This is a genomic window from Streptomyces sp. NPDC001507, from assembly GCF_042894765.1.
Classification (GTDB): Bacteria; Actinomycetota; Actinomycetes; order Streptomycetales; family Streptomycetaceae; genus Streptomyces.
Window position 1 is genome coordinate 275,050 of the sequence record NZ_JBIAVV010000004.1, and the last position, 24,947, is coordinate 299,996.

Consider the following 24,947-nt stretch of genomic DNA (forward strand, 5'->3'; position numbering starts at 1 on the left):
TATACCGGGCATGATTCGCTGTCCGTCCGGCCCGGGCCCAGCGCCCCGCACCCCCGTCGCGGCGTCAGGCGCGCCCGTGCGCCTGCTGTGTGTGCCGGGACAGTGAGTCGATGACCACCGCGGCGAAGAGCACCCCGCCCGTGATCACCAGCTGGGCGGCGGTGGGCGTGTCGGTGAGGGCCATGCCCGAGGCGATCGACTGGATGACCAGTATGCCGAGCACTGCGCACCAGGTCGTACCGCGTCCGCCGAACAGGCTGGTGCCGCCGATGACGGCGGCGGCGACGGCGTTGAGCAGCAGGACGCCGGAGCCCGAGTTCTGGCTCACCGACGTGATGCGCGAGGCCAGGAACAGGCCGCCGGCCGCCGCCAGGGTGCCGGAGACCGCGAGCACGGCCGTCTGTACGCCGGTCACGCTGAGGCTGGCGCGACGGGCCGCCTCGACGCTGCTCCCCAGCGCGTAGACCTGCCGTCCGTAGGACGTGCGCCGGAGCACGACGTCCAGGCCCGCCACCGTGGCGAGGAAGATCAGCAGAGCCAGCGGCAGGCCCTGGAACTGGTTCAGCAGATAGGCGGAGCCGAACGCGATCACCGCCACCGCTCCCGTGCGCACCCCGATGGTGTGCAGCGGGCGGTGCGGCATGCCGACGGCCCTGCGGCGGCGCCTGTTCAGGTAGGAGGTGAGGAAGACCAGAGCCGTGGCGAGCGCCGCCACCGCATAGGCGACGCCGGCGTTGGTGAAGTAGTAGCTGGTGAGGTGGGCGATGAGCCCGTTCTCGTCGAGGTTGACGGTGCCGCTGGTGCCGAGGATGGCGAGCATGAGTCCGTTCCACGTCAGCAGTCCGGCGAGGGTGACCACGAAGGCCGGCACCCGGGTCCTGGCGACGGAGTACCCCTGGACGGTTCCCGCGACGGTGCCCGTCAGTACGGCGGCGATCAGGGCGAGCCATTCCGGCACGCCGTTGTTGACGTTGAGCACCGCGAAGACCGCGGCGGCGAGCCCGCTGATCGAGCCGACCGACAGGTCGAGTTCACCGAGCAGCAGCACGAAGACGATGCCGACCGCGATGAGGCCCGTGCCCACGATGTCCACGCCGAGGTTGGACAGGTTACGGGGCGAGAGGAAGGCGGAGTTCAGGCACTGGAAGATGATCCAGACCGCGGCGAGGACGAGCGTGACGGGAAGGTAGCCGAGTTCACCGGCGCGCAGGCCGCGCCGCCGGAGAGCGATCCAGCCCGCCACGGCACGGGTGCCGGCACGCCCGGCACGGCCCTGACGGGCTTTCGCGGTGGCTGCCGCGGGATCGGTCCGTGTCTCGTCCGGCATGTCACGCATTCCTTTCCTCGCTCTCGGCCTCGTGGTGGGCAGGCCGGCGGGGCACGTTCTCGGTGGCGCCCGTGATGGAGGAGACGATCTGCTCCTGGGAGGAGGTGCTGACGTCGAAGAAGCCGTTGTTGCAGCCCAGCCGCAGCACGGCGGCCCGGTCGGCGAGGGCCTTCACGTCGCCCATGTTGTGGCTGATGAGCAGGATCCCCAGGCCGTGGTCGCGGAGACGGTCGACGAGGTCGAGGACCTCGGTGGTCTGTTCGAACCCCAGCGCCGCGGTCGGTTCGTCCAGAAGAAGGACGCGCGGATCGCCGAGAAGCGAGCGGGCGATGGCGACGGTCTGCCGCTGGCCGCTGGACAGCGACACCAGGGGACCGCGCAGATCGGGGACGCTCCGGGTCAGGCGCTCCAGCAGCTGCGTGGTGCGGAGCTCCATCTCCACCTCGTCGAGGAAGCCGAACCTGCGGATCTCCCGCCCGAGGAAGAGGTTGGCGACGACGTCGAGGTTTCCGCACAGCGCCAGGTCCTGGTAGACGGTGGCGATGCCGAGGTCCCGGGCTTCCTGGGGTCGCCGGATGTGCACGGGCCGGCCCTCCCACTCGATGCTCCCCTGGTCCGCGGGAGCGACCCCGGAGATCACCTTGACCAGGGTGGACTTGCCGGCTCCGTTGTCGCCGAGCAGGGCAAGGACCTCGCCGGCGTAGAGCTCCAGCTCGATGTCCCGGAGGACCTCGACGACGCCGAAGCGCTTGCACACGCCGCGCAGGGCGAGCAAGGGGGGCGGCAAGAGAATCACCTCCTTCCCGGGGCCCGGGGCCGGCCGCTCCCGCCTGTCAGGTGAGGCCGGCCTTGCGGCAGTCGCCCGCGAGTGACGGGGGGCAGATTTGTTCGAGCGTGTACACGCCGTCCCTCACCAAGGTGCTCTCGATGGTGGCAAGGATCACGGACACCGGAGTGAGCAGCACGGCCGGAACCTCCGCGCCGCTGCGGGTTTTCACCCGCCTGGTGGCCACCCCGTCGAGGCGCTGGCCTCGGGCGGCGGCCACGGCCATGGCGCCGCCGGCGGCAGCCTCGGGTCCGAACGGCTTGTAGACGGTCATGTACTGATCGCCGCTGACGATGCGCCGCACGGCCGCGAGCTCGGCGTCCTGCCCGGTGACAGGGGGCAGCGGGGTGACCTTGTCGGCCTTGAGGGCGGCGATGCTGCCGGCGGCGAGGCCGTCGTTGGCGGCGTAGACGCCGTCGATGCTGTCGGCGCCCAGGGCGGAGAGGGCTCCGGACATGTTCCGGTTCGCCGCCTCCGTGGCCCACTGGGGTGTGTCGTACTCCTTGGCGATCGCCACCCTCCCCCGGAGTTCGGACAGTGCGCCCTGCTTGAACGACAGCGCGTTGGGGTCGCCGGGGTCGCCGTTCATCATCACGATCCGGCCGCCGTGCGCCTTGGCACCCATGGCCGTCAGCAGCGCCCTGCCCTGGAGCCTGCCGATCTCCTGGCCGTCGAAGGAGACGTAGGCCGAGATCGGGCCCTCGACGAGGCGGTCGTAGGCGATGACCGGGATGTGCGCGGCAGCCGCTTTTCCGACCGAGGGGCCCATGGCTCTGGCGTCGACGGCCGTCAGCACGATGGCATCGACCCCGTCGGCGATCGACGAGTCCATCTGTTCCTGCTGGATGGCCACGTCACCTTTGGCGTTGGCGTGCTCGGTCGAGCAGGCGCCGCACAGCTGCCGGATCCTCTGCTCCAGCAGGGGCTTGTCCTGCGTCTCCCAGCGGGCTGTGGTGGAGTCCGGCAGCAGCACGCTGATCTTGCGTGCGCCCCCTGCGCCGGAGGTGCTCCCGGAGCCCGGTCCGCAGGCGATGAGGGACACGGCCGTCGAGACCGCCGCCAAGGCAAGGGCGGTGTCCCGAACGCAGGCTTTCATGCGCGAGACCTCCCTCCTCCCTGGAACGTCGCGGCCGTAACCGCGGCCCAGCGGCGCGGCCGGCCGGTGCGGGGCGGGATTCCGGCCGGCACACGCCCGGAGCAGGCGAAAGCCGCACAACGACCACCTCGCCAGTGTGGCACCGGCCATGGTGACCCGCGAACCCGGTGCCGCGTGGCCGACAAGACGTCAGCCTGTCCGGTTCATCCCGCTATGCGACTCTGGTAAGGGGAGTCACCAGCGGTAGCCGTGTCGGCACCCCGGCACGGACGGGAGGTAGATGCGGACATGCCTCACGACGGCAGTGCCGGGGCCGGACTCCCGCAGCCGGAGGCGGCCGGGGCCGGCGTCTCGGACCCCGGCGCACCACCGGGGCCGGAGACCCCCGTGAGTGTCCGCGCCCTGACGTTCGCCGGAGCGGCGTCGGCAGTGCTCTACGTGCCCGACGCGGGTTCTGACGACCTCCGGTCGGTGGACACGGCCGGATGCGCTCCCGCCGAGTACGGGCTGCTGGAGCGCGTGGCCCTGTCCGGCCCCTCGCCCGCGGCCCGCGCCTTCCGCGCCAGCCGCCCGCTGTGGCTGACCCCCGCGGCACTCGGCTCCTGCCCCGAGGGATCCCCGGCGCCGCCGCGAGCCCGGACCTCGCTCGGTGCGTTGCCCCTGGGCGCCGAGGGCAGACGGCTCGGCTGCCTCGTCGTGGGCGCCGGCGAGAACGGCTTCGAAGCCGAGCAGCGGCGCTTCCTGGAGCGCTATGCGGACACGGTCGCCGACGTGCTGGCGGGCGAGGCCGGAGCCGGCGGAGGGCCACGGCCGGCCCACCTGAGTGCCGCGCTGCGCCGCATGCGCGTCGGCTCCTTCGTCCTGGTGCCGGAGACCGGCGCGCTCGACGCGGACGGGACACTGCGCGAACTGGTCGGCATCGAGCCGGACGACTTCGACGGCACGGTGGACTCCGTGCTCGCGCGCGCACTGCCGGAGGACCTGCCCGCGCTGATGTCGGTGCTGGAGCCGTCCACCGGCGCGTCCGGCCGACGGGGACTGGACTTCCGCGTCCGATGCCCCACCGGTGAGATGCGCTGGCTGAGCCTGAGCTGCCGCGTGGCAGCGGGTGCCGGCGACCGGCCGGAGCAGGTGCTGGGCGTGGTGACGACGACGGCCCTGCACCGGGGCGACGACGACGTCTGCCGGATCCAGTGGCTGACCGCGATGCTCGACGAGGCCACCACCGTGCGCGACGTCAGCCAGGTGATGGTCACCGCCCTGCACGAATGCCTGGGGGCCGACCGGGTGGCGGTCGCGGAGCTGCAGCACGAACGGCTCCAGGTCACCCTGCTCGACCCGCCGCAGCGCGCTGCCTGGCCGCGGGCATGGCGTCCCCAGTGGCGTTCGGAGTGGCCCGACGCACCCCTCACCGCCCTGCCCACCCTGCGGAGGGCTCTGCGAGACGGCCGTACGGGCCTGTGGCCGGCCGGCACCGCCTTCGAACCGGGGCTCGACGGCATCGGCCCCGGAGGCCTTGCCGTCCTGCCGCTGCCCGCCAAGGGCGGTGTCTCCGGTGTATGCCTGATCGGCTGGGACCGGCCCCACGAGTTCGCCCCCAGGGAACGTTCGCTGCTGACCGCCACCGCCTCACTGGCCGGTCAGGCGCTCACCCGCGCCCACGCCCATGACGCCGAACAGGAACTCGCGACGATGCTGCAGCGCAGCCTGCTGCCGCGACGCCTGCCCGAGCTTCCCGGCGGGACCGTCGTCGCCCGCTACCTGCCCGCCCGGCGAGGACTGCAGGTGGGCGGCGACTGGTACGACGTGATCGCCCTCTCCGAGGACCGGGTGGCGCTGGTCATCGGCGACGTGCAGGGCCACAGCGCCGCGGCCGCGACGATCATGGGACAGATGCGTACCGCGGTCAGGGCGTACGCGGTGGAGGGCCATCCCCCCGACGTGGTCGTCTCGCACGCCAACCGCCTCCTCGTCGGCATGGAGACGGATCTGTTCGCCACCTGCTGCTACGCCGAACTGGACATGGACGAGGGCGACGTCCTGTTCGTCCGGGCCGGGCACGTCGCGCCGCTGCTGCGCCATCCTGACGGCAGCGCCGAGGAGGTCCAGGCCGAGGGCGGGCTTCCGCTGGGCATCTCCATGGACGCGGACTTCCCGATGACCGCGGTGGCACTGGCGCCCGGAATGATGCTCGCCCTGGTCACCGACGGGCTGGTCGAGGCCGCCGATCTGTCCCTGGACGAGGGCATGCGCCGCGCACGCGCCATTCTCGCCACGGCCGACCCGGCGGATCCCGGGCGGGTGGCCGACGACCTGCTGGGCGACCACGGCCGTCGCGAGGACGACGTGGCGCTGTTGCTGCTGCGCTACGACGGCATGAAGACCCGGCCGGTCCGGTCGGGCTGGGCGGTGTGGCGGCTGCCCGACGCCGTCATGCACGCCCGCCGCTTCACCGCACGCACGCTGCGCCGCTGGAAGGTCGAAGAAGCCACCGATCCGGTGCTGCTGGTGGTGTCCGAACTCGTCACCAACGCGCTGGTGCACACCCAGGGCCCGGTCCGGCTCGAACTGGTGCTGCGCGGGGACCGTGTGCGTGTGTGCGTGAGCGACTCCTCTCCGCGGGCGCCCGCCAAGCCCGTGATCGTGGACTGGGAGTCGACCGGCGGCCGGGGGCTGCTCCTGGTCGAGGCGGTGTCGGAGTCCTTCGGCACGGTGCCGGTGGCCGGCGGCAAGCAGGTGTGCAGCGAGATAGCGGTACCGGATGGTGAACCGGCTTCTGTGGGCGCAGGACCGGGCGCCGAGGGCGGTGACCGGTCATGACGTGCCGTAGGCCGTGCGCGACGTCTCGTACGCGGTATGTCGTGGGCGCGCTCGTCGCGGGCCTGCTGGCCATGTCCTCGTTCGCCTGCACAGGAGAGGGAACGACCACCACGGACAGCTTCACCGTCGGCCTGCTGCTGCCGAGCCGGGTGGTGCCGCGCTGGGAGAACGCCGACAAGCCGCTGATCGAGCAACGGGTGAAACAGCTGTGCCCGCACTGCACCGTCACCTACGCCAACGCCGACGACGACCCGACGGCCCAGCGGCAGCAGACGATCGCCATGATCACCAAGGGTGTCAGGGTCCTCATCCTCGGCGCCACCGACAACCGGGCGCTGCGCTCCACCGTCCAGGAGGCGCACAACGCGGGCGTCCCCGTCGTCGCCTACGACAGGCTCGCCGACGGCCCGGTCTCGGGCTACGTCAGCTTCGACGGCGTGAAGGTCGGCACGCTGCAGGGCCGGGCTCTCCTCGAGGCCATGCACGCCCCGGCCGAGGACGGGACCACCATCGTCATGATGAACGGCGACCCGACCAGCTCCAACGCCGCGTTGTACAAGAGGGGTGCGCTGTCCGTCCTGCGGGGCAAGGTGCGGATCGGCCGTTCCTACGACACCCCGGGCTGGAGCACGGACAACGCGAACGCCAACATGTCCGCCGCCGTCTCGGCCCTGGGCCCGGGGCGGATCGACGGCGTCCTGGCCGCCAACGACGCCATAGCCGCAGGCGTCATCTCCGCACTCAAGACCGCCCATGTCAGGAGCCTCCCACCGGTCACCGGCCAGGACGCCGACCTCGAAGCGGTGCGGCGCATCGTCAACGGCGAGCAGTCCATGACGGTGTACAAGTCCTTCCGCGCGGAGGCCGAAGCAGCCGTCGCCATGGCCCTCGCCCTGGGCCGCGGGGAGAGGCTGAACACCATCGCCACGACGACGACCGACAGCCCCACCACCCGCCGCATCCCGTCCGTGCTGCTCTCCCCGGTGGCCGTGACGACCGCCAACATCAAGCAGACCCTCGTCGAGGACGGTGTGTACACCGTCGCCCAGATCTGCACACCGCGGCTGCGGGCCGCTTGCGCGAAGGCAGGGCTGACTCCGTAGCCGGACGGGGACCGGTGCGAGGGGGCCGGCGGTCAGGGCGGTCGCGGCCCGCACGGTAGCGATGCGTCGCGGGCAGGGCCGAGGCGTGCTTCGAGGGGTGCAGCGGGCGGCTATTCGCCGGTGGCACCGTCGATTGCCTCGCGGAGGAGATCCGCGTGGCCGACGTGGCGGGCGTACTCCTCGATCACGTGCTCGAGGACGAACCGCACATCGGTGTCCCCGAATTCCGGGTTCGGCACGATGCGCGCGAGGTCGGCGGTCACCTCCGCGAACACCTGCCGTGACTCCTCGCACGCCTTGAGGTAGTCGTCGTAGACGTCCCTGGCCGACGTGGCGTCCGACTCGTCGTACCACTCGCCACCGTCAGCGGTGACGTAGGTCCGGTAGGGGAAGAAGCGAGGCGTCGTGCCGGCCAGCGTCCGCTGGAACCAGGCGCGCTCGACCCCCTGCAGATGGCGCATGAGCCCCAGGAGGGTCAACGCCGACGACCGGACAGGACGTAGCCGCAGTTGTTCGTCCGAGAGGCCCTCGCACTTCCACAGGAAGGTCGCTCGGTGGTAGTCGAGATTCGAGGCGATCACCTCCAGCCACGGGCCCGATACCGCGCGCTCGGGCCGGACGATCTTCTGGACCACCATGTCGCTCACCCTGGATCCTCCTCACCGGTCGGCAGGCGCCTGTGCCGGCGCCTCACGAGCACGTCCGCCCGAGATGACCTCTCATCGTCCCGGAACTCATCGCTCGGTGAGCAGCGGCGCAGCCGTCCGCAGCGGTAGTGGCTCGTGAAACGCCCTCCCTGCCGGATTGCCGTACGCGCCTACGGCATGGGCACCGCCTGCTCGCCCCAGATGGTCTTGCCGGTGCGGGTGTAGCGGGTGCCCCAGCGCTGCGTGAACTGGGCGACCATGAACAGGCCGCGGCCGCCTTCGTCGAAGACCCGGGCCCGGCGCAGATGAGGACTGACACTGCTTCCGTCGCTGACCTCGCAGATCAGCGTCTCGCCCTTGATGAGCCGCAGCCGGATCGGCCCTCCCGCGTGCCGCATCGCGTTGGTGACCAGCTCGCTCACCACCAGCTGCGTGACGAACGCGGCCTCCGCCATTCCCCACAGGGCGAGCTGCTCCGCCACGAGGCGACGGGCGTCCGCGACGACCGCGGGATTGCCGGGCAGGTCCCAGCTGGCGAGGCGGTCCTCGTCGAACACGCGGGGGCGGGCCAGGAGCAGGGTGACGTCGTCGGCCTGCGGTGCGCAGCACAGGGTGTCCAGCACGGTGTCGCACAGAGCGTCCAGCGTGGTGGCCGGGACGGCGAGGGCGCCGCACAGGTCGGCGAGCCCTTCGTCGAGGTCGCGGTTCCGGGTGGTGAGGAGACCGTCGGTGAACAGTGCCAGCAGGCTCCCTGCGGGCACGATGACGTCCGCCGCCTCGAACGGCAGACTGCCGAGCCCCAGCGGAGGGCCACAGGGCATGTCGACGACACTGCTGGTGCCGTCCGGGTGGATCAGCACGGGGGCCGGGTGGCCGGCGCGGGCCAGGGAGCAGGTGCCGGAGACCGGGTCGTAGACGGCGTACAGACAGGTGGCGCCGATGTCGCCGGGGATATCGTCGGTGGGCTCACCACCCTGCTCACCCGCGGTGTGGGTGATGATGTCGTCGAGGTGGGTGAGGAGTTCCTCGGGCGGCAGGTCGAGGTCGGCGAGGGTGCGCACAGCGGTCCGCAGGCGGCCCATGGTCGCCGAGGCGTTGATGCCGTGGCCGACGACGTCGCCGACCACCAGGCCGACTCGTGCCCCGGGCAGCGGAACCACGTCGAACCAGTCACCGCCCACCTGGGCGCCGCCACCCGCGGGCAGGTAGCGGGCGGCCGTCTCCACCCCGGGGTGCACGGCCGACTCCCGGGGAAGCAGGGCGCGCTGCAGTGCGAGCGCGATGCCGCGCTCCCGCGTGAACCGGCGAGCGTTGTCCAGACAGATCGCGAGCCGGTCGACGAGGTCCTCGCTGATCGCCGTACAGTCCGGCCCGAAGGCTTCCTCGTGCGAGGCCGCGTATCTGACGAACAGGACGGCCCCGAGGGGGACGCCCTGAGCACGGATCGGCACGGCGATGAGCGAGTGGGGGCCGTACGTCTCCGCGAGCGGCGCCTGGACGGGATCCTCGGCCGGCCGGCCGCTGAGCTCGGCATCGCCGGTGCTCCGGCGAACGGCCCGGCCCTCGGCCAGACACCGCGCGACCGGCGACGATCGCGGGTGGGTGTGCACTTCCGCGGCGCTGGTCGCCGCGTCGGGTCCGTGCCCGGGGGCCCACCGGCAGGCCGCCCTGCGCAGGACGGTGGCGCCCCGGGACAGGAGGGGCGCGGGCAGCTCGCCCTGGAAGACGGGCTCCAGAAGGTCCACGCTGACGAAGTCGGCGAAGCGGGGGACAGCGAGTTCCGCGAATTCCCGTGCCGTACCCACGATGTCCAGGCTCGTACCCACGCGGGTCCTGGCCTCGCTGATCAGGGCGATGCGCTCCCTGGAGTCGTACTGCTGGGAGTAGTCGGACGCCGCGACGCCCACCGCGCGCACCGAGCCGTCCGCGTCCTTGAGCGGGAAGACGTCCATGGCCCAGGCGTGCGCCTTGGCCTCCCCGGGGAGCCTGACGATGGGCTCCGCCGCTTCCGCTCTGCCGGTCCGGGCCACGCGGAGGACCCGCCGCTCCACCTCCTCGATCGCGTTGCCCTGGAGGATCTCGGTCAGGCGCCGGCCGCGGGCCTCCTCCTCGGAGAAGCCCCCCACGCCCAGCATCGGCCGGTTCCCGCGGAGCAGGCACGCGTCGAGGTCGCAGATCGCCATGGCGAGCGGCTGCTGCTCGAACGTCCACTGCGGGAGCAGCGCATCCCGGGGTGTGCCCGCCGCGGCCTCGGGCACGGCCGTCAACAGCAGCAGGTAGCCGCAGTCCCGATCGGTGTCCTGCAGCGGACACAGGTGCAGCCGCGCGTGCAGGGGGAGGCCGTCGCGGTGCCGCGGCGTTCCCTCGGCCGTCAGCAGGTCCTCCACCGGCTTGCCGACGATGTCGGCGGGCGCGTATCCGAGCAGTTCCTGCGCACCACTGCTCCAGTGGGTGACGCGGCCGTCCCGGTCCAGCACGCCCACCGCGGCGGACGCGTCCGAGCGAGCACCGGTGAATCGGCGAGTACCGCGCCTGCCCCAGGTGTGCATGGTGGTCTCTGATCTCTCGTCGCAGGCAGTATCCACAGTGCCCCCGGCACCATGCGATGGCAAGTTCCGGGCTCTGGATCATCCGGGCTTCCCGGGCTCAGGCCCCATGGCGTTGCCGCCTGACCACGAGGGTCTACGGCACCGAGCCGCAGGAACATCGCTGCCCACGCCGTTCTCCAGGCCGCTCGCGGCCTGCTCCAGGACCTCCGCAGGCCCCACCTGCCGGACGACCCCTGCGAGTTGCCGGACGACTCAGCCTGCGGAGCAGAGGCCGTCGTTCGGGCAGAACACGACCCCGGTGTAGTTGCAGCCGCTCCGTACGGTCACGGGGTTCGGGTCGGGGGGATGTCGACCTATGACGCCGGTCCGCCGTCGCCGTCGGCGGTGGTCGTGCCAGTCGGACGGCAGAGCCCGGGGGCTGCTCATTTCGGGCCGCCCCGTGGAGCGCCTCGTACCGCCCGGCCCACCTCCGTGCGCAGTGCCACGAAATCGGGAGAGCTGCGCGTGCTGATCTGGTCCCGGTCGGGCGGCAGGGCGACCGGGAGGTCGCCGATGATGTGGGAGCCGGGGCCCGGGGAGAGGACGGCGACGCGGTCGCCCACGTACACGCTCTCGTCGATGTCGTGGGTGACGAAGACGATGGTCGTGTCGTCGGTGCGGTGGACGTGGCGGAGGAGGTCCTCCAGGTCCTCGCGGGTGCCCGCGTCCAGGGAGCCGAACGGCTCGTCCATGAGGAGCAGGGAGGGCCGGCTGACGAGGGCACGGGCGATGGCCACGCGTTGCTGCATGCCGCCGGAGAGTTCCCGGGGGTGGCGGCGGGCGGCGCCGTGCAGCCCGACGCGTTCGAGGATCGTGTCGGCCTCGGCGCGGCGGGCGGAGCGGGCGAGGCCCCGGCGGCGCAGCGGGAGGGCCACGTTGTCGCGGACGGTGAGCCAGGGCAGGAGCGAGCGGCCGTACTCCTGGAAGACGACCGCGAGGTGTTCCGGTACGCCGGTGACCGGTGTGCCGTCGATCGTGACGGTGCCCTGCTGGGCGGGCAGCAGTCCGGCGATGGTGCGCAGCAGCGTGGACTTGCCGCAGCCGGAGGGGCCGACCACGCTGAGGAGCTGGCCGTCGGGCACGGTCAGGGTGATGCCGTCCAGGACGTGCTGGTCGCCGAAGTGCCGGCTGACGGAGTCGAGGCGCAGCATCTCCTCACCCGGTCCCGGGGTCGTAGAGGGTGTCCGTGCCGTCGGTGACCGTGACGTGCAGGAGGAAGGGGCCGGCGTCGGCGCCCCGGTCCAGGGCGTGGTCCAGTGCGGCCGGCAGTTCCCCGGGGTGCTCGGCACGGGCCGCGGGGCAGCCGAGGGATTCGGCGAGGGCCGGGAAGTCGATGCCCGCGATGTCCGTGCCGGGGACGGGTGCGATGCCGATGCGGCGGCCCAGCGCGCGCACGGCCGCGTAACCGCCGTTGTCCAGCAGGACGTAGGTGACCGGTGCCGCGTGGCGGGCCGCGGTCCACAGGGCCTGCACCGAGTACATCGCCGAGCCGTCCCCGACCACGCACACCACCCGGCGCCGGTCGGCGAGCGCCCGGCCCACCGCGAGGGGCAGGCCCCAGCCGAGCGCCCCGCTGCCCGTGGTGAGGAAGCCGCCGCTCGACGCGATGGGCACGCGCGCGTGCAGCGTGTCCCGGTGGCTCGGCGCCTCCTCGACGAGGACGCGGTCGCGCGGCAGCCGGGTGTGCAGGAGGTCGAAGAGCAGGTCCGGGGTGATGCGTCCCCCGGCGCGGGCCGGGGGCGGTGCCGGCCGGGGCGGTGGCGGGGCGCGGTCGGGGTCCGGGAGCAGTCCGGTGAGGTGCGCCAGCGCGGGCCGCAGGGTGGTGACGAAGCTGGTGCCGGTGGGCAGCCAGGCGGCCTGGACGGGGTCGCAGTCCAGGTGGAACAGCTCCGTGCCGGGCGCGAGCAGCGGGCCGCCGTCCGCCACGTGGTACGTGAACAGCGGTGCTCCGAGGGCGACCACCACGTCGAACGGCGCTAGCCGCGCGGACAGTTGGCGGGCGACCGGCGGCAGGAAGCCCTGGAAGAGGGGGTGCGACTCGGGGAAACCGGAGCGGCCGGAGAGGGGGCTGGTCCACACCGCGGCCCGGGTCCGTTCGGCCAGCGCACGGACCGCCTCCAGTGCGTCCTCGTCGGCGACGCCCGGGCCGACCACGAGTGCCGGGCGCGCGCAGGTCCGCAGCCGGTCGGCGAGCGCGGCCAGCGCGTCCGGGTCGGCCGTGAACTCCGCGTGCACCGTGCGGGGCCGGACGGGCGCGGCGGGGCGGTCCCAGTCGTCCTCGGGCACGGACAGGAACGTGGGGCCGCGGGGTGGCGCCATCGCGAGCCGGTAGGCCTCGGCGAGCGCTGCCGGTACGTCCTCGGCCCGGTCCGGCTGGCGCGCGGACTTCACGTACGGGCGTGGGAACAGGGCCGGTTCGTCGGCGCCGAGGAACGGCCGCAACTGGAGCAGCGAGCGCGCCTGCTGACCCGCCATGATCACCAGCGGCACCCGGTCGCGGAAGGCGTTGAAGACCGCGCCGAGCGCGTGCCCCACCCCGCCGGCCGAGTGCAGGCTGACGAACGCGGCCCGCCGGGTGCCGAGCGCGTACCCGGCCGCCATGCCGACGGCGACGGACTCCTGCAGACCCAGCACATAGGTGAAGTCGTCCGGCCAGTCGCGGAACATCCGCAGCTCCGTGGAGCCCGGATTGCCGAAGACCGTGGTCATGCCGGTGTCGCGCAGGAATCGTACGACCGCTTCGCGCACCGTATTGGCCGTCGTGGCCGTGGTCATGCTGTCCTCCCTGCGGACGGTCCTGGGGACGACACCGGGCCCACGAGCCGCTTCTCGAGAGCCAGCAGGCCGGTGTTGAGGAGATACCCGAGTGCGCCGAGCAGCAGCAGTGCCGACCACACCGTGAGCAGGTCGGAGCGCGTCTGGGCGTCGGTGAGCGTGAAGCCGATGCCGTCGGCGCTGCCCGGCAGCAGTTCCGAGAACACCATGAGGATCAGGCACAGCGACAGGCTGAGCCGCAGCCCGGCGAAGATCCGGGGCAGCGCCGAGGGCAGGATCAGGAACCACAGCCGCTCGGGTGCCGTCAGCCGCAGCACGGCCGCCACCTGGAGCCGCAGCGGATCGGTGGCGCGGGCGCCCTCCGCCGAGTTGACCAGCACCGGCCACACGGCGCCGAACACGATCGACGCGACCTGCATGGGCGTACCGACGTCGAAGACGACGACGAACACCGGCACCAGCGCGGGCGGTGGCACGGCCCGCGCGAACTGGAGCACCGGGTTGCACAGCGCGTACGCCCGGCGGGAGCGGCCCACCGCGATCCCCAGGGCGATCCCGGCGACGGCGGCGAGCGTGAACCCGGCCGCCATCCGGCCCAGGCTCGGCAGGATGGTGCCGACGGCGTCCGCGGTGAGGAACAGATGGCCGGCCGGGCCCGAGAACCACAGGTCGCGGGCGTGCCGGGCGATCCGCAACGGCGGCGGGAAGTACACGCTGTGCTGCGCACGGGCGGCCGACTCCCAGCAGAGGACGGCGCCGAGGAACACCGCCCAGCGCAGGAGGAAGGGCACGGTGGGGGCGGGTGCGGGGCGTGCGCTGCGCTCCCTCTGTGTCTGCGGCTGCGGCTGCGGCTGCGGCTGCGGCTGCGTCATGGGCGGCGGCCCCGCTCCGGCTTCGCCGCCTCCGGCCGGGGTTCCTGGGCCCAGCCGAACAACCGCCGTTCCGCACCGACCAGTACGCCGTTGATCACCAGGCCGATGCCGCCCGCCCACACCACCCCGGCCAGCACGTCCCGCGTGCCGTCGGTCCCGGTCTGGGCCTGGGCGATGAAGATGCCGAGGCCCTGGCCGAAGCCGGAGAGGATCTCCGTGGCGACGGCGAGGATCAGGGCGACCGCGGCCGAGATCCGGACGCCGGCCGCGATGAACGGGGCGGTGGCCGGGAGGTCCACCCGCAGCAGCACCGCGAGCCGGCCGAACCCGAAGGCGCGCAGGGTGTCCCTGGCCAGCGGGTCGGTCTCGCCGAGGCCGTAGACGGTGTTGAACAGCACCGGCCACAGCGCGGCGTACGCGATCAGCGTCACCTCCGTCTGCGTGCCGGACCCGAGCAGCAGGGAGACCAGCGGGATCAGCGCGACGGACGGCAGGGGCCGCAGGAACTCGATCACGGCGCGGGCGGCGGCCTCCGCCACCGGCACCGTGCCCAGCAGCAGTCCCAGCGGCACGGCGAGCGCGCAGGCGAGCCCGAGGCCGAGCGCCCACGCCCGCAGGGTCACCCCGATCCCGTCGAGAAAGGCCGGGTCACCCGCCAACCGCACGGCGCGGGCGAGGACTTCGGACGCGGGCGGCAGGTAGCTGCGCCGGACGATCCCGGCCCGGGCCACCGCCTCACAGAGCCCGAAGGCCGCCGCCGCACCGAGCAGGCCGAGCAGCAGCTCCTGACGCCGGGTCATTTCACCAGCAGGGGTGCCGGGTCGATGTCCTTGGTCAGCAGTCCCTGGGCGCGCATGAGCCGGACCAGCCGGCGCAGGGCGGCCGGGTCGGCGGTCGTCGGGTAGGCCGGCAGGTGGATCGACTTGGCCTGGTCCGCGGTGACCTTGGCGTACGCGGGCAGTTCGGTGCGTACGGCCGCCGGGTCCCCGGCCGCCAGCCTGGACGCCGCCTCGACGGCACGCCGGAAGCCCGCGGCCGCCTTCGGGTTCTTCTTCACGAAGGCAGCCGTGGTGACGTATCCGCTGGCGGGCAGTCCCTTCGCCGGCCCGGAACCGGCGTCGAGCAGCACCCTCGCGCCCAGTTCGCCCTGGATGGCGGTGTCGAAGGGTTCGACCGCGTGCACGGCGTCCACCTGGCTCCGCTGCAGGGCGGGTCCCATCTGCGGGAACAGGATCTGCCGGTAGACGGGCCGCCCGGCGTGCCGGGCGTCGAGGATCGCGTTGAGGGTCAGGGACTGGATGTTGTTCAGGACGGCGACGGCGACCTTCTTGCCGGCGAGGTCCGCGGGCGACTTCAGGGCGGAGTCCCCGGGCACGAGCACATCCATCATGTGCGGGGCGATCCGCACGCCCTCGGCGAGGATGCGCAGGTCCAGGGTGCCCTTCTCGTACGCCTGGAGGTAGGTGACGTAGTTGGCGCTGGCGATGACGTCCACCTGGCCCTTGAGCAGGGCGGGCAGCGCCTGGATGCTCTGCTGGACGGTCTGGATGCGCACGTCCAGGCCCTCCTTGGCGAACAGCCCGCGGTCCCGGGCCAGATAGAGGGCGGCGGAGTCGGTGAGCGGCAGTGCCGCCACGGTCAGCTGCTGCCGGCCGTCGGCCGAGTGCGGTGTACCGCCGGTGTCGCAGCCCACCAGAATCAGCGCCGCGGCGGCGACGAGTGCGGCGAGGTGCTCAGTTCCCGAACGTGATCGACGAGTTCCCGAACGTGATCGACGTAATCGGCGCAATCGGCGTGAAGGCATGTCGGCATGCCTACCCGCATTTGTCATGATCGCTACATTTTCACGGTGGGTTTCGGGGGCTTCGGGGAAAGACGAACTGCGCGCGGTGCGCTGTGCGAGCCGGGCAACGGGGCGCACGGCAGGGGCGCGAGGCGCACGTCGGCATCGTCGCGGCGAGGGGATCCGGTCATCCAGCCGTGCCGCGCCGACCAGGGAGGACGGTATCGAGAGCAGCATGCGGCGGCTCCGGTCACCGCCCGGCACCAGGGAGTTCGCCGCGTCCGGGCTCTCGAGATGCGGCCGTCGGCCGCTGCTGGATACGCTCGCTGAGTGGCCGGGTGACGATGCCCCGAGGCCATGGCGTGGCAGCCGCTCCGTCCCGCCCCGGAACCGACGAATTCCGCAGTCCAGACCTCTGCAGTGTTCACGCCTCCACGGGAGGAAGGTTGCGATGAGGTTCACTCGCATGCGCATGCGCACGGCAAACGCCACGGCGGCAGTCGTGATGGCCGTCCCGCTGGCACTGGCAGGTACGGCGCCACAGGGTCACGCGCAGGACGCGTCCCCCACCCCCAGCCCGTCGGGCACGTTCGGTTCGGGCTGCGCGGGGCTCGCGCAGAAGGTCGGCACGGCCAAGGACAAGGTCGTGGAGGCCGCGGCCGCGTATCCGCAACTCAGCCATCTGGTCTCCGCCGCGGTCAGGGCGCATCTGAACGGCGCCCTCGACGAGAAGCCCGGCATCACCGTCTTCGCACCGAACGACCAGGCCTTCGAGGCGGCGACCGTGGCGCAGTTCGCCTCGATCCTGGCCGACCAGGGACAGTTGAAGAAGCTGCTGACGTACCACGTCGTGGACCGGCAGATCACCCCGGACGAACTCTCGCACGGCTCCTTCAGGACGGTGGAGGGCAGCAAGCTGACCACGTCCGGCTCGGGCACCGACTTCAAGGTCAACGGCGAGGCGAACATCGTCTGCGGCAACATCAAGGCGGCGAACGCCACCATCTACGTCGTCGACGCGGTCCTCGAGCCGCCGTCCTGACCGAGGAGGCCGACCTCGACGCGGCCCACGCCGAGGTCGCCGAAGACGCCGCGGGCGTCAGGGCAGGCGTGCAGTTCGGCGAGGGGTACGACCTGGACGGGTCCACCGGGGCTGACCGCGATGGGCCCGTCCGTCCGCAACCGGTCTCCGCCGCGCTCGTCGCCGCTGGTGGACCGCACCACCGTGGACCCGCGTGCCCGGCCGGACCGGCCGGCGCGGCGCTCCGCGACACGATCACCGCCGGGTGCGAGAGCGGGTTCAACCTCGTCAGGGCCGCCGGGGCGCCGCGCGCCCACCGGACCACCACGGCCCTCCGCCTCGCCTGTCCGGCGGACCAGTTGGACGACGGCGCCGCAGCCTCTTCCTCCCCGAGCGGCAAGGGGAGAGCAAAGCCATAGCAAAGTGTCGAGCCGGTGCACCACCGCGCTGATCAGCCTCGAATGTGACGTCGGCCAAATGCTTTGCATTTCGCTCGCGGAATGCCTAGCCTCAAAGTGTACGAAACGGTTTCGATCAGTTAGTGGGCCGACGGCCCCCAGTCCCAGGAACGAGGTGTCGTCGGATGGGGGCTCCACAGGCAGTCGCGGAAACCGGGGCGACGCCCCGCCGGCGCAGGCTCACTCCCGAACGCGAGAACGAGCTCTACGACGCCGTCCTCGACGGGCTGCGCGCGTCCGGCTACGACGCCCTGACCATGAACGACGTCGCCGCCCGCTCGCACTGCAGCAAGGCGACGCTCTACCGGCAGTGGCAGGGCAAGCCGCGACTGGTCGCCGCGGCCCTCCGGCACTGCCGGCCCTTCGACCCCGGCGGACCGGACACCGGTTCGCTGACGGGCGACCTCCACGAGCCGGCCCGGCGCTTCACCGGGGCACGCAGGGACGTCGAGCTCGCCCGGATCATCTCCCCCGCGCTGCACAGGAACCCCGACCTCGCCGAGGCGATGCACGAGGCCGTCGTCGAACCGGAGCTGAGAACGCTGCGGAAGATCGTCGAGCGGGCCGTGGCCCGCGGCGAGATCCCACCGGACTCCCCCACCGCCGCCCGCCTCCCGCACCTGCTGATCGGCGCGGCCCTCGCCCGGCCCCTCGTGGAACGGTGCGAGGCCGACGCCGACTACCTCACGCACTTCCTGGACACCGTGATCCTTCCGGTGCTCACCAGTACCTGATCCACTCGCTTCCGGAGAGCCACCTCATGTCATCCACTTCTGTCGACTCCGTCGACGCGCACGCCGGCGTCGCACCGGCCCAGTCCTCGTCGGCCCGCGGCGCCAGACACCAGGCACCGCACCGGTGGATGGTGCTGGCCGTGATCGGCCTCGCCCAGCTGATGGTGGTGCTCGACTCGACGATCGTGAACATCGCCCTGCCGTCCGCCCAGCGCGACCTGGGCTTCTCCAACGACGGCCGGCAGTGGGTGGTCACCGCCTACTCGCTGGCGTTCGGTTCGCTGCTGCTGCTCGGCGGCCGGCTCGCGGACTTCTTCGGCCGCAAGACCACCCTGCTGATCGGCCTGATCGGGTTCGCCGGTGCCTCCGCGATGGCCGGCGCCTCGCAGAACCTGACGATGCTGATCGTCGGCCGGGCGGTCCAGGGCGTGTTCGGCGCGCTGCTCGCGCCCGCCGCGCTGTCCCTGCTGACCACGACCTTCACCGACGCCAAGGAACGCGCCAAGGCGTTCGGCGTCTACGGTGCGATCGCCGGCAGCGGCGGTGCCATCGGCCTGCTGCTGGGCGGCCTGCTGACCGAGCACCTGAACTGGCGGTACACCCTCTACGTCAACCTGCCGATCGCGGTCGTCGCGGTGATCGGCACCGTGGTGTTCGTCCGCCGGCCCGCCAAGGCCGCGCGTCCCCGGCTGGACACGCTGGGCACGATCCTCGCCGCGGGCGGCATGTTCTCGCTGGTGTACGGCTTCGCCAACGCCGAGACCCACCCGTGGGCCAACTGGATGGTCTGGGCCTTCCTGGCCGCCGGTGGCGTACTGCTGGCCCTCTTCACCTTCTGGGAGACCCGGACCAGCCATCCGCTGCTCCCGCTGCGGGTGCTGGCCGACCGCAACCGCGCGGCCGCCTACCTCTCGGTGTTCGTCACCGGCGCGGGCATGTTCGGGATCTTCCTGTTCCTGACCTACTACCTGCAGGAGACGCTGCACTACTCGCCGGTCAAGACCGGTCTGGCCTTCCTCCCGATGATCGGGGCACTGATGGTGTTCGCGCAGCTGGCCACCATCGTCGTGGTGCCCCGGGTGGGCGCCAAGCCGATCGTCCCGGTCGGCGCGCTGCTCGCGGCCGCCGGCATGGTCTGGCTCACCAGGCTCGACCTGCACTCGGCCTACACCTCGGACGTGCTGGTACCGCTGCTGATCATGGGCGCCGGTATCGGCATGGTGATGCCGCCCGCGATGAGCCTGGCCACCCTCGGCGTCGCGCCGCAGGACCAGGGCGTCGCTTCGGCGACCACCAACACCATGCAGCAGGTCGGCGGCTCCATCGGCACCGCGCTGTTCTCCACCCTGGCGGCGACCTCGGCCACCGACTACGTCAAGGACCACCACCCGGTGACCCCGCTGGTGAAGGCCAACGCCGCGCTGCACAGCTATGCCACCGCCTACTGGTGGGCGGCCGGCTTCTTCGTCGTGGCGGCCGTCCTCGCGGCCGTGCTCTACCGCAAGGGCAGCCCGACGGCCCAGGCCCAGGCCGTGGACACCGCCCCCCGCGCCGCCTTCGAGGAGACCGGCCCGGCCGAGGCCGTGCCCCTGGTCCAGCCCCGGACCGAGACCACCGTGGTGCTGCCGGATCCGGCCGGCCTGACGGTGAGCGGCCGGGTCCTGGCGGCCGGCGACGGTGTGCCGGCACCGGGCGCCGTGGTCACGCTGATCGACCCGACGGGGCGTCAGCTCGGCCACGCCGTCGCCGACCCCGCGGGCCGCTACGCGGTCGCCGTCCCGGCCGCGGGCTCCTACGTCCTGGTCGGCTCGGCCGCCGGGCGCCAGCCGCAGGTGGCCACCCTCACGGTGGGCGGCTCCCCGGTCGAGTACAACCTGGTGCTGACCGGCACCACCGGTCTGACCGGCAACGTCCGCTCGGACGGCCTTCCGGTGAGCGGAGCCCTGGTGGTCGCGACCGACCTGTTCGGCGAGGTGGCGGACTCCACGGTCACCGGCGCCGACGGCGGCTACCGGCTCGGCGAACTGGTCGCCGGGGAGTACGTCCTGACCGTGAGCGCCGAGGGTCACCGGCCCACCGCCGTCGCGGTGACCGTCGGGGACGCCGGGGCCGCCCAGGACATCCTCCTCGCTCCGGCCGCCGCGGTCCGCGGCACCGTCCGGGGCAGGAACGGCTCGCCCCTGACCGACGCCCGGGTCGCCCTGCTGGACTCCGCCGGCAACGTGGTCGCCTCCCGCACCACCGGCGAGGACGGCGAGTACGCGTTCGCGGACCTGCCCGGCACCGAGTACACGCTGGTCGCCTCCGGCTACCCGCCGGTGGCCGCCCCGGTCCGGCTGAACGGCACCGGGCAGGACGGCTTCGACCTCTACCTCGCCCACGAGGAGACCGGTCAGGGGGGCACCCGGCAGTCCGGACCGCTGGGCTGACACCCCGGCGGAACCTCCCCGGCAGAGCCGGGCGGCACGGGTACGGCACCCGCGGCGCCCGGCTCTGCCGCATCACCGTGCGACACCGCACGGGAGCCGGTGGCCGGATCCCGCGCCTGCCGCGCGGCGGGCGGGGAACGGGAGTGTCACCGGGACGGCGGTGATGGCCCGAAGGGCTCGGGAGCGGGCCGGAAGCGGATCGGAAGCAGCTCGGTTCTGGCCACGGAAGCGGCGGCGCTGGTCACCTCGTAGGCGTCAACCGCCTTGTCACGCCCCGCTGTTCACCGCCCGCTCAGGGGGGCGTCCGGGGCGGGGCGCGGTGCACTGCCGTCACCGCTGGAGAACCCCATGACCCAAGCTGAGCCGACGCCGCCCGCCGGGCGTCCCGACCCGCTGTCCGCCCATCGCGCGCCGCCCTCCTACCAGGCCCCGGGGCTTATACCGCCGGGCGGCCCCGCCCGCACCTGGGGGCTCGTGGTCATCGCCACGCCCCTGCTGCTGGCCGTGCTCCTCACCCTGATCGGCGGCCTGGCCGGGGGGTCGTCCGGGTCCTCGTCCGGAGCGTCCGGCGCCGGCTACGACTCCGGCCTGTTCGGCTCGGGCACCTCGGGCTCGGACACCTCAGGCTCGGGCACCTCGGGCTCGGACGGCGGCGGTACGGCGGGGACGGACGACCAGCCGGCCTACACCGACCCGACGACGGCGTCCGCATGGCCGTACGGCGACACCGCCACCCCCGGGGCGAACACGACCGACGGCTACTACGGTGACCCGACGGACACCGCCACCGCCCCGAGCGCGAGCCCGACCGCGCCCGGCGACGTCGTCACCGCCTACTTCGCGGCGATCAGCTCCCACGACTACGAAACCGCCTGGGCCCTCGGCGGCAAGAACCTCGACTCGAGCTACGACAGCTTCGTCTCGGGCTACGCCACCACCGAGCAGGACACCGTCACCGTCGAGTCCGTGACGGGCGACCAGGTGCAGGTCACCCTCGATGCGCTGCAGACGGACGGCACGACGAAGTCGTACGACGCCACCTACACCGTCCAGGACGGCGTGATCACCAGCGGCACGGCCACCCAGACCGGCTGACACCCACCGGGGCGTGCCCGCAGCGGTGCGCCCGCACGAGCGGAGCGCTGAACCACCATGGCCACACAGACACTCGACCCCCGACCGCCCGGCCCGGCACCACAGGAGCCGCCGCAGCACCGCGCCTACGCGCGCACCAGGGCCACCCGGCTGCTGTCCGCGGGCACCTACCTCGATCCCGGCTACCGGCGCGCCGTCATCCGGGAACTGCTCCACAGACGCTTCCGGGTCGTCGCACCCTCCTACGGCTACGACGCCGTCTCGGTCCTCGCCCACGCCCTGGCCGCGCGCCGGCTGCGCCGCATCCAGTGGGCGGTCGCGGCAGGCGTGGACTTCGCGGTGTTCCTGCTGCTCACCAACGGGGTGCTCAACCCCTTCCTCGGCGTGGTCCTGCTGTGCTGGGTGCCGTGGGCGGCGGCCTATCTGCGCCGGATCGTCACCCTGCAGGTCCTGATGACCCGGGTGCGGGAGAACGGCCCGGACGGCGGCTTCGACGGCGCCTGCCCGACGCACGCCAGGCTGACCGACGCCCTCGCCCGCAAGATCGACCACGAGCAGGCCGGCCGCAGCGGACTGGTCTTCTACGGCGGCTACCGGCCCTTCGTCGGCGCGGGCCTGCCGCTGCGCGACTGGTCCAACGCGCAGTTGCTGCTCGGCGCGCCGAAGACCCGGATCATGGCGCGCAAGACCGCGGACGGTGCACCGCCCGACCTCGACACCATCGAGCGCAGGCAGGTCGTGCCGTTCGACGTGCACGAGATCACCAGCCAGGTCGCCGCCCGGCTCGCCGCCGACCTGCGCGACGAGACCCGCCCCGAGGAGCGGATCGACGGGCTGACCGTCGAGCAGCGCCGCTTCACCACCGCGATCCGCACCAACGACCGCTCCAAGGGCGCCGGCTGGTCCAAGCTGCCCAGCGGGGTGGAGGACCTGCCCGACATCCACTGGCGGGAGGACTACGACGCGGCCCGCGAGTACCTGTGCGTGCGCGTCGGGTCCTGGAACGAGGAACTGGTGACCTCGGTCTTCGTCGGGTTCGACCTCAAGGGCAACACGCTGCACACCGAGTTCTACACCTACGTCCTCGGGCCGCTCGTGGAGGACTACCACCTGGTGGACCAGCTGCCCGCCGCCGTCGACGGGCGGCTTGCGGTGCGGGTCGCGTGGGACATGTTCACGGCCCTGGTGCGCTGGTGGGTGACGCTGTGGATGTGGCCGCTGCTGCTGGTCCCGGAGCGGTTCCTGCCGGCGTGGCTGGCCCACTGGACCCGGCCCTGGCGGGTCAGGAGGGCCAGGCGGGCCACGGCCGCGCTGCTGCTGTCGGACCGGGTGGAGGACAGCAGCGAGTTCCGGCTGGGCCGGTACGTCAACCGCTGGCTCAACTGCGGTGCCCTGGCGAGCGTCCGGGAGCTGGCCACCAGCGACTGGTACCACCACTTCTTCCAGCAGTCCGACGCGGTGAAGTACATGCAGATCGTCGAGCGCCGGCTGCTGGAGAACATCCGCGCCTTCCTCGACGAGCACGACGTGGACCTCGTCGAGCACGACCGGGCGCAGACCAACATCCTGCTGGGCGACAACAGCCAGAACTTCTTCGGCGGCCGGCAGGACAACTTCGGGTACAACTACCAGCCGTCTAGCGGCGGTTCGTCAGGGAAAGCAGGGGCGTGACCATGAGCCAGGGACACACCGGCGGCGACAACAGCCAGAACTTCTTCGGCGGCCGGCAGAGCGGCTTCGGGTACAACGTGTACAACACGCCGCAGGAGGACCGGGCGTCCGCCGAGCAGGAGGCGGCGCGCGCGGCCCAGGCCCGCGCGGACCACGGCCGCAGCCGCAGCGTCTTCGTCGTGCACGGCCGCGACGAGGAGGTGCGTACGGCCATGTTCGGGCTGCTGCGCCGGCTCGACCTGCGCCCGCTGGAGTGGGAGCGGCTGGTGCGGAGCACCGGCGGCACCGCGCCGTTCCTCGGCGAGGTCATCGAGAAGGCGCTGTCCCAGGCGCAGGCAGCGCTGGTGCTGCTCACCCCGGACGACGTCGCCAAGCTCCACCCGCACCTGCTGGGCGACAACGAGCCGTCGTACGAGACCCAGTTGACCGGCCAGCCCCGTCAGAACGTGCTGATCGAGCTCGGCATGGCGCTGATGGCCTACCCGGAGCGGACGATCATCGTGGAGGTCGGCCAGGTGCGGCCCGCCGCGGATCTCGGGGGCCGCAACGTGATCCGCTTCGACGGCTCCGAGACCGCCGTCTCGAAGATCGTCGAACGGCTCAAGGGCGCCGAGTGCGACCTCGACGACACCCGGCCGGACTGGCGTGACACCTCGTACTTCGAGAACCTGGCGGCCTATCGCCGGCTGGCCTGACCGGCCGGACGAGGGGGCGGGGGCCACGGGCCCCCGCCCCCTTCGCCGCGTGCTACCGCTCCGGGCCGGCCGCCAGGGCGGCCAGGAACGCGGCCAGCTCCCGCATGTCGATGCCCTCCAGCTCCCCGGGGCGTACGACGACGCGCAGTTCGCGGCAGATCGGGGCCTCCCGGGAGCGGGCCACGAAGGACATCAGGATCAGCCGGAGCAGGCTGTCCCGGTCGAGGTGGCCGAGGCGGGCCAGCCCGGACCCGGTCAACGGCATGGCCACCCGCTCCAGTTGGGCGTGCGCGCGCAGTGCGTCCCACAGCCCGGCCAGGCCCCGCCACAGGTCCTCGACGCCGGAGGCGGCCACGTAGTCGTTGCCGATCCTGCTGTAGGCCACGCCGAACACCAGCCGCGGCCGGGTGCCCAGCACCGCCACCGTGCCGACCGGGTACCGGTCGAGCTTGCCGAGCGGCTTGTCCGCCCGCTCCTCCCGCGCGACCGGCCCGGCCGCGGCGAGCGCCGCGTCCAGCTCCGCGTCCAGGCGGTCCACGTCGCCGCCGTAGCGGCGGTCCAGCAACTGCGCCTGCACGCTGTCGCCGTTGATGAGCCGGCCGCCGGCCGACAGGGTGTCGAAGGTGTCGCAGAAGCCGACGACCAGGTGGGCCGGCTGGTCGAACAGGTCGCCCGTCTCGACGACCACCGTCATGTCGGGCCGCCGGAACACCTGCCGCACCCGGGCCGCCGGGCGGGACCGCAGCAGCCCCCAGCCCAGGCAGGCCCCCACCGACAGCCCGACGACCGCGCCGGGCGCGCCGTGCGGCACGAACGGGCCGACGACCTGGGACACGGCGGACAGCCCGCCGAACGCCACCATCGTGTCGCGCAGGAAGACCTGCCGGGCGCGCCTTGTACCACGCCGGAAGGGGTTCCGGGGCCGTATCGGGTCCATCGGGGCCAGTCCGGCCGAATCACCCGAACTCATGGATTCCCCAAGGCATCATGATAATCTTTCAGTCACT

20 protein-coding genes are annotated in these 24,947 nt (G+C 72.6%); 8 read left to right on the forward strand and 12 right to left on the reverse strand.

Features of this window, described 5'->3' with window-relative positions; all coding sequences use genetic code 11:
* Positions 1-64 precede the first annotated feature (64 nt).
* The 3 genes from ACFY0K_RS15050 to ACFY0K_RS15060 are packed head-to-tail and all read right to left on the reverse strand — an operon-like array spanning position 65 to position 3,249.
* Entirely contained in the window at positions 65-1,336 is a 1,272-nt protein-coding gene (locus ACFY0K_RS15050; RefSeq protein WP_390640189.1) for a sugar ABC transporter permease, read from the reverse strand.
* Positions 1,329-2,123: an ATP-binding cassette domain-containing protein gene (locus ACFY0K_RS15055; protein WP_390640190.1), complete on the reverse strand. Its 795-nt coding sequence runs from the start codon at positions 2,121-2,123 to the stop codon at positions 1,329-1,331. The genes ACFY0K_RS15050 and ACFY0K_RS15055 overlap by 8 nt, the downstream gene beginning before the upstream one ends.
* A gap of 37 nt (positions 2,124-2,160) precedes the next feature.
* Positions 2,161-3,249 carry a substrate-binding domain-containing protein gene (locus tag ACFY0K_RS15060; protein ID WP_390640191.1) on the reverse strand — a complete coding sequence of 363 codons (1,089 nt, stop codon included), beginning with the start codon at positions 3,247-3,249 and terminating at the stop codon, positions 2,161-2,163.
* Between the two features lie 288 nt (positions 3,250-3,537).
* Here ACFY0K_RS15060 and ACFY0K_RS15065 point away from each other — a divergent pair, with 288 nt between their 5' ends.
* Both ACFY0K_RS15065 and ACFY0K_RS15070 read left to right on the forward strand, forming a co-directional pair.
* Positions 3,538-6,069: a SpoIIE family protein phosphatase gene (locus ACFY0K_RS15065; protein ID WP_390640192.1), complete on the forward strand. Its 2,532-nt coding sequence runs from the start codon at positions 3,538-3,540 to the stop codon at positions 6,067-6,069.
* Positions 6,066-7,172: a sugar ABC transporter substrate-binding protein gene (locus ACFY0K_RS15070; RefSeq protein WP_390640193.1), complete on the forward strand. Its 1,107-nt coding sequence runs from the start codon at positions 6,066-6,068 to the stop codon at positions 7,170-7,172. The genes ACFY0K_RS15065 and ACFY0K_RS15070 overlap by 4 nt, the downstream gene beginning before the upstream one ends.
* Positions 7,173-7,282: 110 nt before the next feature.
* Here the strand turns inward: ACFY0K_RS15070 and ACFY0K_RS15075 are convergent, their stop codons facing one another.
* From ACFY0K_RS15075 to ACFY0K_RS15105, 7 genes are all read right to left on the reverse strand, one after another.
* Positions 7,283-7,819: a DinB family protein gene (locus ACFY0K_RS15075; protein WP_390640194.1), complete on the reverse strand. Its 537-nt coding sequence runs from the start codon at positions 7,817-7,819 to the stop codon at positions 7,283-7,285.
* Between the two features lie 170 nt (positions 7,820-7,989).
* Entirely contained in the window at positions 7,990-10,368 is a 2,379-nt protein-coding gene (locus tag ACFY0K_RS15080; protein WP_390640195.1) for a SpoIIE family protein phosphatase, read from the reverse strand.
* 422 nt (positions 10,369-10,790) lie between these two features.
* Complete coding sequence (locus ACFY0K_RS15085) at positions 10,791-11,558, reverse strand: ABC transporter ATP-binding protein (protein ID WP_390640196.1); 768 nt, start codon at positions 11,556-11,558, stop codon at positions 10,791-10,793.
* 4 nt (positions 11,559-11,562) lie between these two features.
* Complete coding sequence (gene mdlC, locus ACFY0K_RS15090; RefSeq protein WP_390640197.1) at positions 11,563-13,182, reverse strand: benzoylformate decarboxylase; 1,620 nt, start codon at positions 13,180-13,182, stop codon at positions 11,563-11,565.
* Positions 13,179-14,054 (reverse strand): ABC transporter permease, encoded by an 876-nt coding sequence (locus ACFY0K_RS15095; protein WP_390640198.1) that lies wholly within the window; start codon positions 14,052-14,054, stop codon positions 13,179-13,181. Before ACFY0K_RS15095 ends, mdlC begins: the two co-directional genes overlap by 4 nt.
* Positions 14,051-14,854, reverse strand: a complete 804-nt coding sequence (locus tag ACFY0K_RS15100; RefSeq protein ID WP_390640199.1) for an ABC transporter permease — start codon at positions 14,852-14,854, stop codon at positions 14,051-14,053. Before ACFY0K_RS15100 ends, ACFY0K_RS15095 begins: the two co-directional genes overlap by 4 nt.
* On the reverse strand, positions 14,851-15,747 hold the full coding sequence (locus ACFY0K_RS15105) for an ABC transporter substrate-binding protein (protein WP_390640200.1): 897 nt from the start codon (positions 15,745-15,747) through the stop codon (positions 14,851-14,853). Before ACFY0K_RS15105 ends, ACFY0K_RS15100 begins: the two co-directional genes overlap by 4 nt.
* Positions 15,748-16,288: 541 nt before the next feature.
* On the opposite strand from ACFY0K_RS15105, the gene ACFY0K_RS15110 reads away from it, so the two are divergent.
* Positions 16,289-16,879 (forward strand): fasciclin domain-containing protein, encoded by a 591-nt coding sequence (locus tag ACFY0K_RS15110; RefSeq protein ID WP_390640201.1) that lies wholly within the window; start codon positions 16,289-16,291, stop codon positions 16,877-16,879.
* Here ACFY0K_RS15110 and ACFY0K_RS15115 read toward each other — a convergent pair.
* Positions 16,843-17,058: a hypothetical protein gene (locus ACFY0K_RS15115; protein ID WP_390640202.1), complete on the reverse strand. Its 216-nt coding sequence runs from the start codon at positions 17,056-17,058 to the stop codon at positions 16,843-16,845. The genes ACFY0K_RS15110 and ACFY0K_RS15115 overlap by 37 nt on opposite strands.
* A 383-nt stretch (positions 17,059-17,441) precedes the next feature.
* Between ACFY0K_RS15115 and ACFY0K_RS15120 the strand changes: the two genes are divergently transcribed.
* The 5 genes from ACFY0K_RS15120 (at position 17,442) to ACFY0K_RS15140 (ending at position 23,940) form a co-directional block, all read left to right on the forward strand.
* On the forward strand, positions 17,442-18,050 hold the full coding sequence (locus tag ACFY0K_RS15120) for a TetR/AcrR family transcriptional regulator (protein ID WP_390640203.1): 609 nt from the start codon (positions 17,442-17,444) through the stop codon (positions 18,048-18,050).
* 26 nt (positions 18,051-18,076) lie between these two features.
* A complete protein-coding gene (locus ACFY0K_RS15125; protein ID WP_390640204.1) occupies positions 18,077-20,479 on the forward strand; it encodes a DHA2 family efflux MFS transporter permease subunit in 2,403 nt (800 codons plus the stop codon).
* 348 nt (positions 20,480-20,827) lie between these two features.
* Positions 20,828-21,574: a hypothetical protein gene (locus ACFY0K_RS15130; RefSeq protein WP_390640205.1), complete on the forward strand. Its 747-nt coding sequence runs from the start codon at positions 20,828-20,830 to the stop codon at positions 21,572-21,574.
* Between the two features lie 57 nt (positions 21,575-21,631).
* Positions 21,632-23,245, forward strand: a complete 1,614-nt coding sequence (locus tag ACFY0K_RS15135) for a hypothetical protein (protein ID WP_390640206.1) — start codon at positions 21,632-21,634, stop codon at positions 23,243-23,245.
* 2 nt (positions 23,246-23,247) lie between these two features.
* Positions 23,248-23,940 carry a TIR domain-containing protein gene (locus ACFY0K_RS15140; protein WP_382725894.1) on the forward strand — a complete coding sequence of 231 codons (693 nt, stop codon included), beginning with the start codon at positions 23,248-23,250 and terminating at the stop codon, positions 23,938-23,940.
* 52 nt (positions 23,941-23,992) lie between these two features.
* Here the strand turns inward: ACFY0K_RS15140 and ACFY0K_RS15145 are convergent, their stop codons facing one another.
* On the reverse strand, positions 23,993-24,910 hold the full coding sequence (locus ACFY0K_RS15145) for a macro domain-containing protein (RefSeq protein ID WP_390640207.1): 918 nt from the start codon (positions 24,908-24,910) through the stop codon (positions 23,993-23,995).
* Positions 24,911-24,947: the final 37 nt, after the last annotated feature.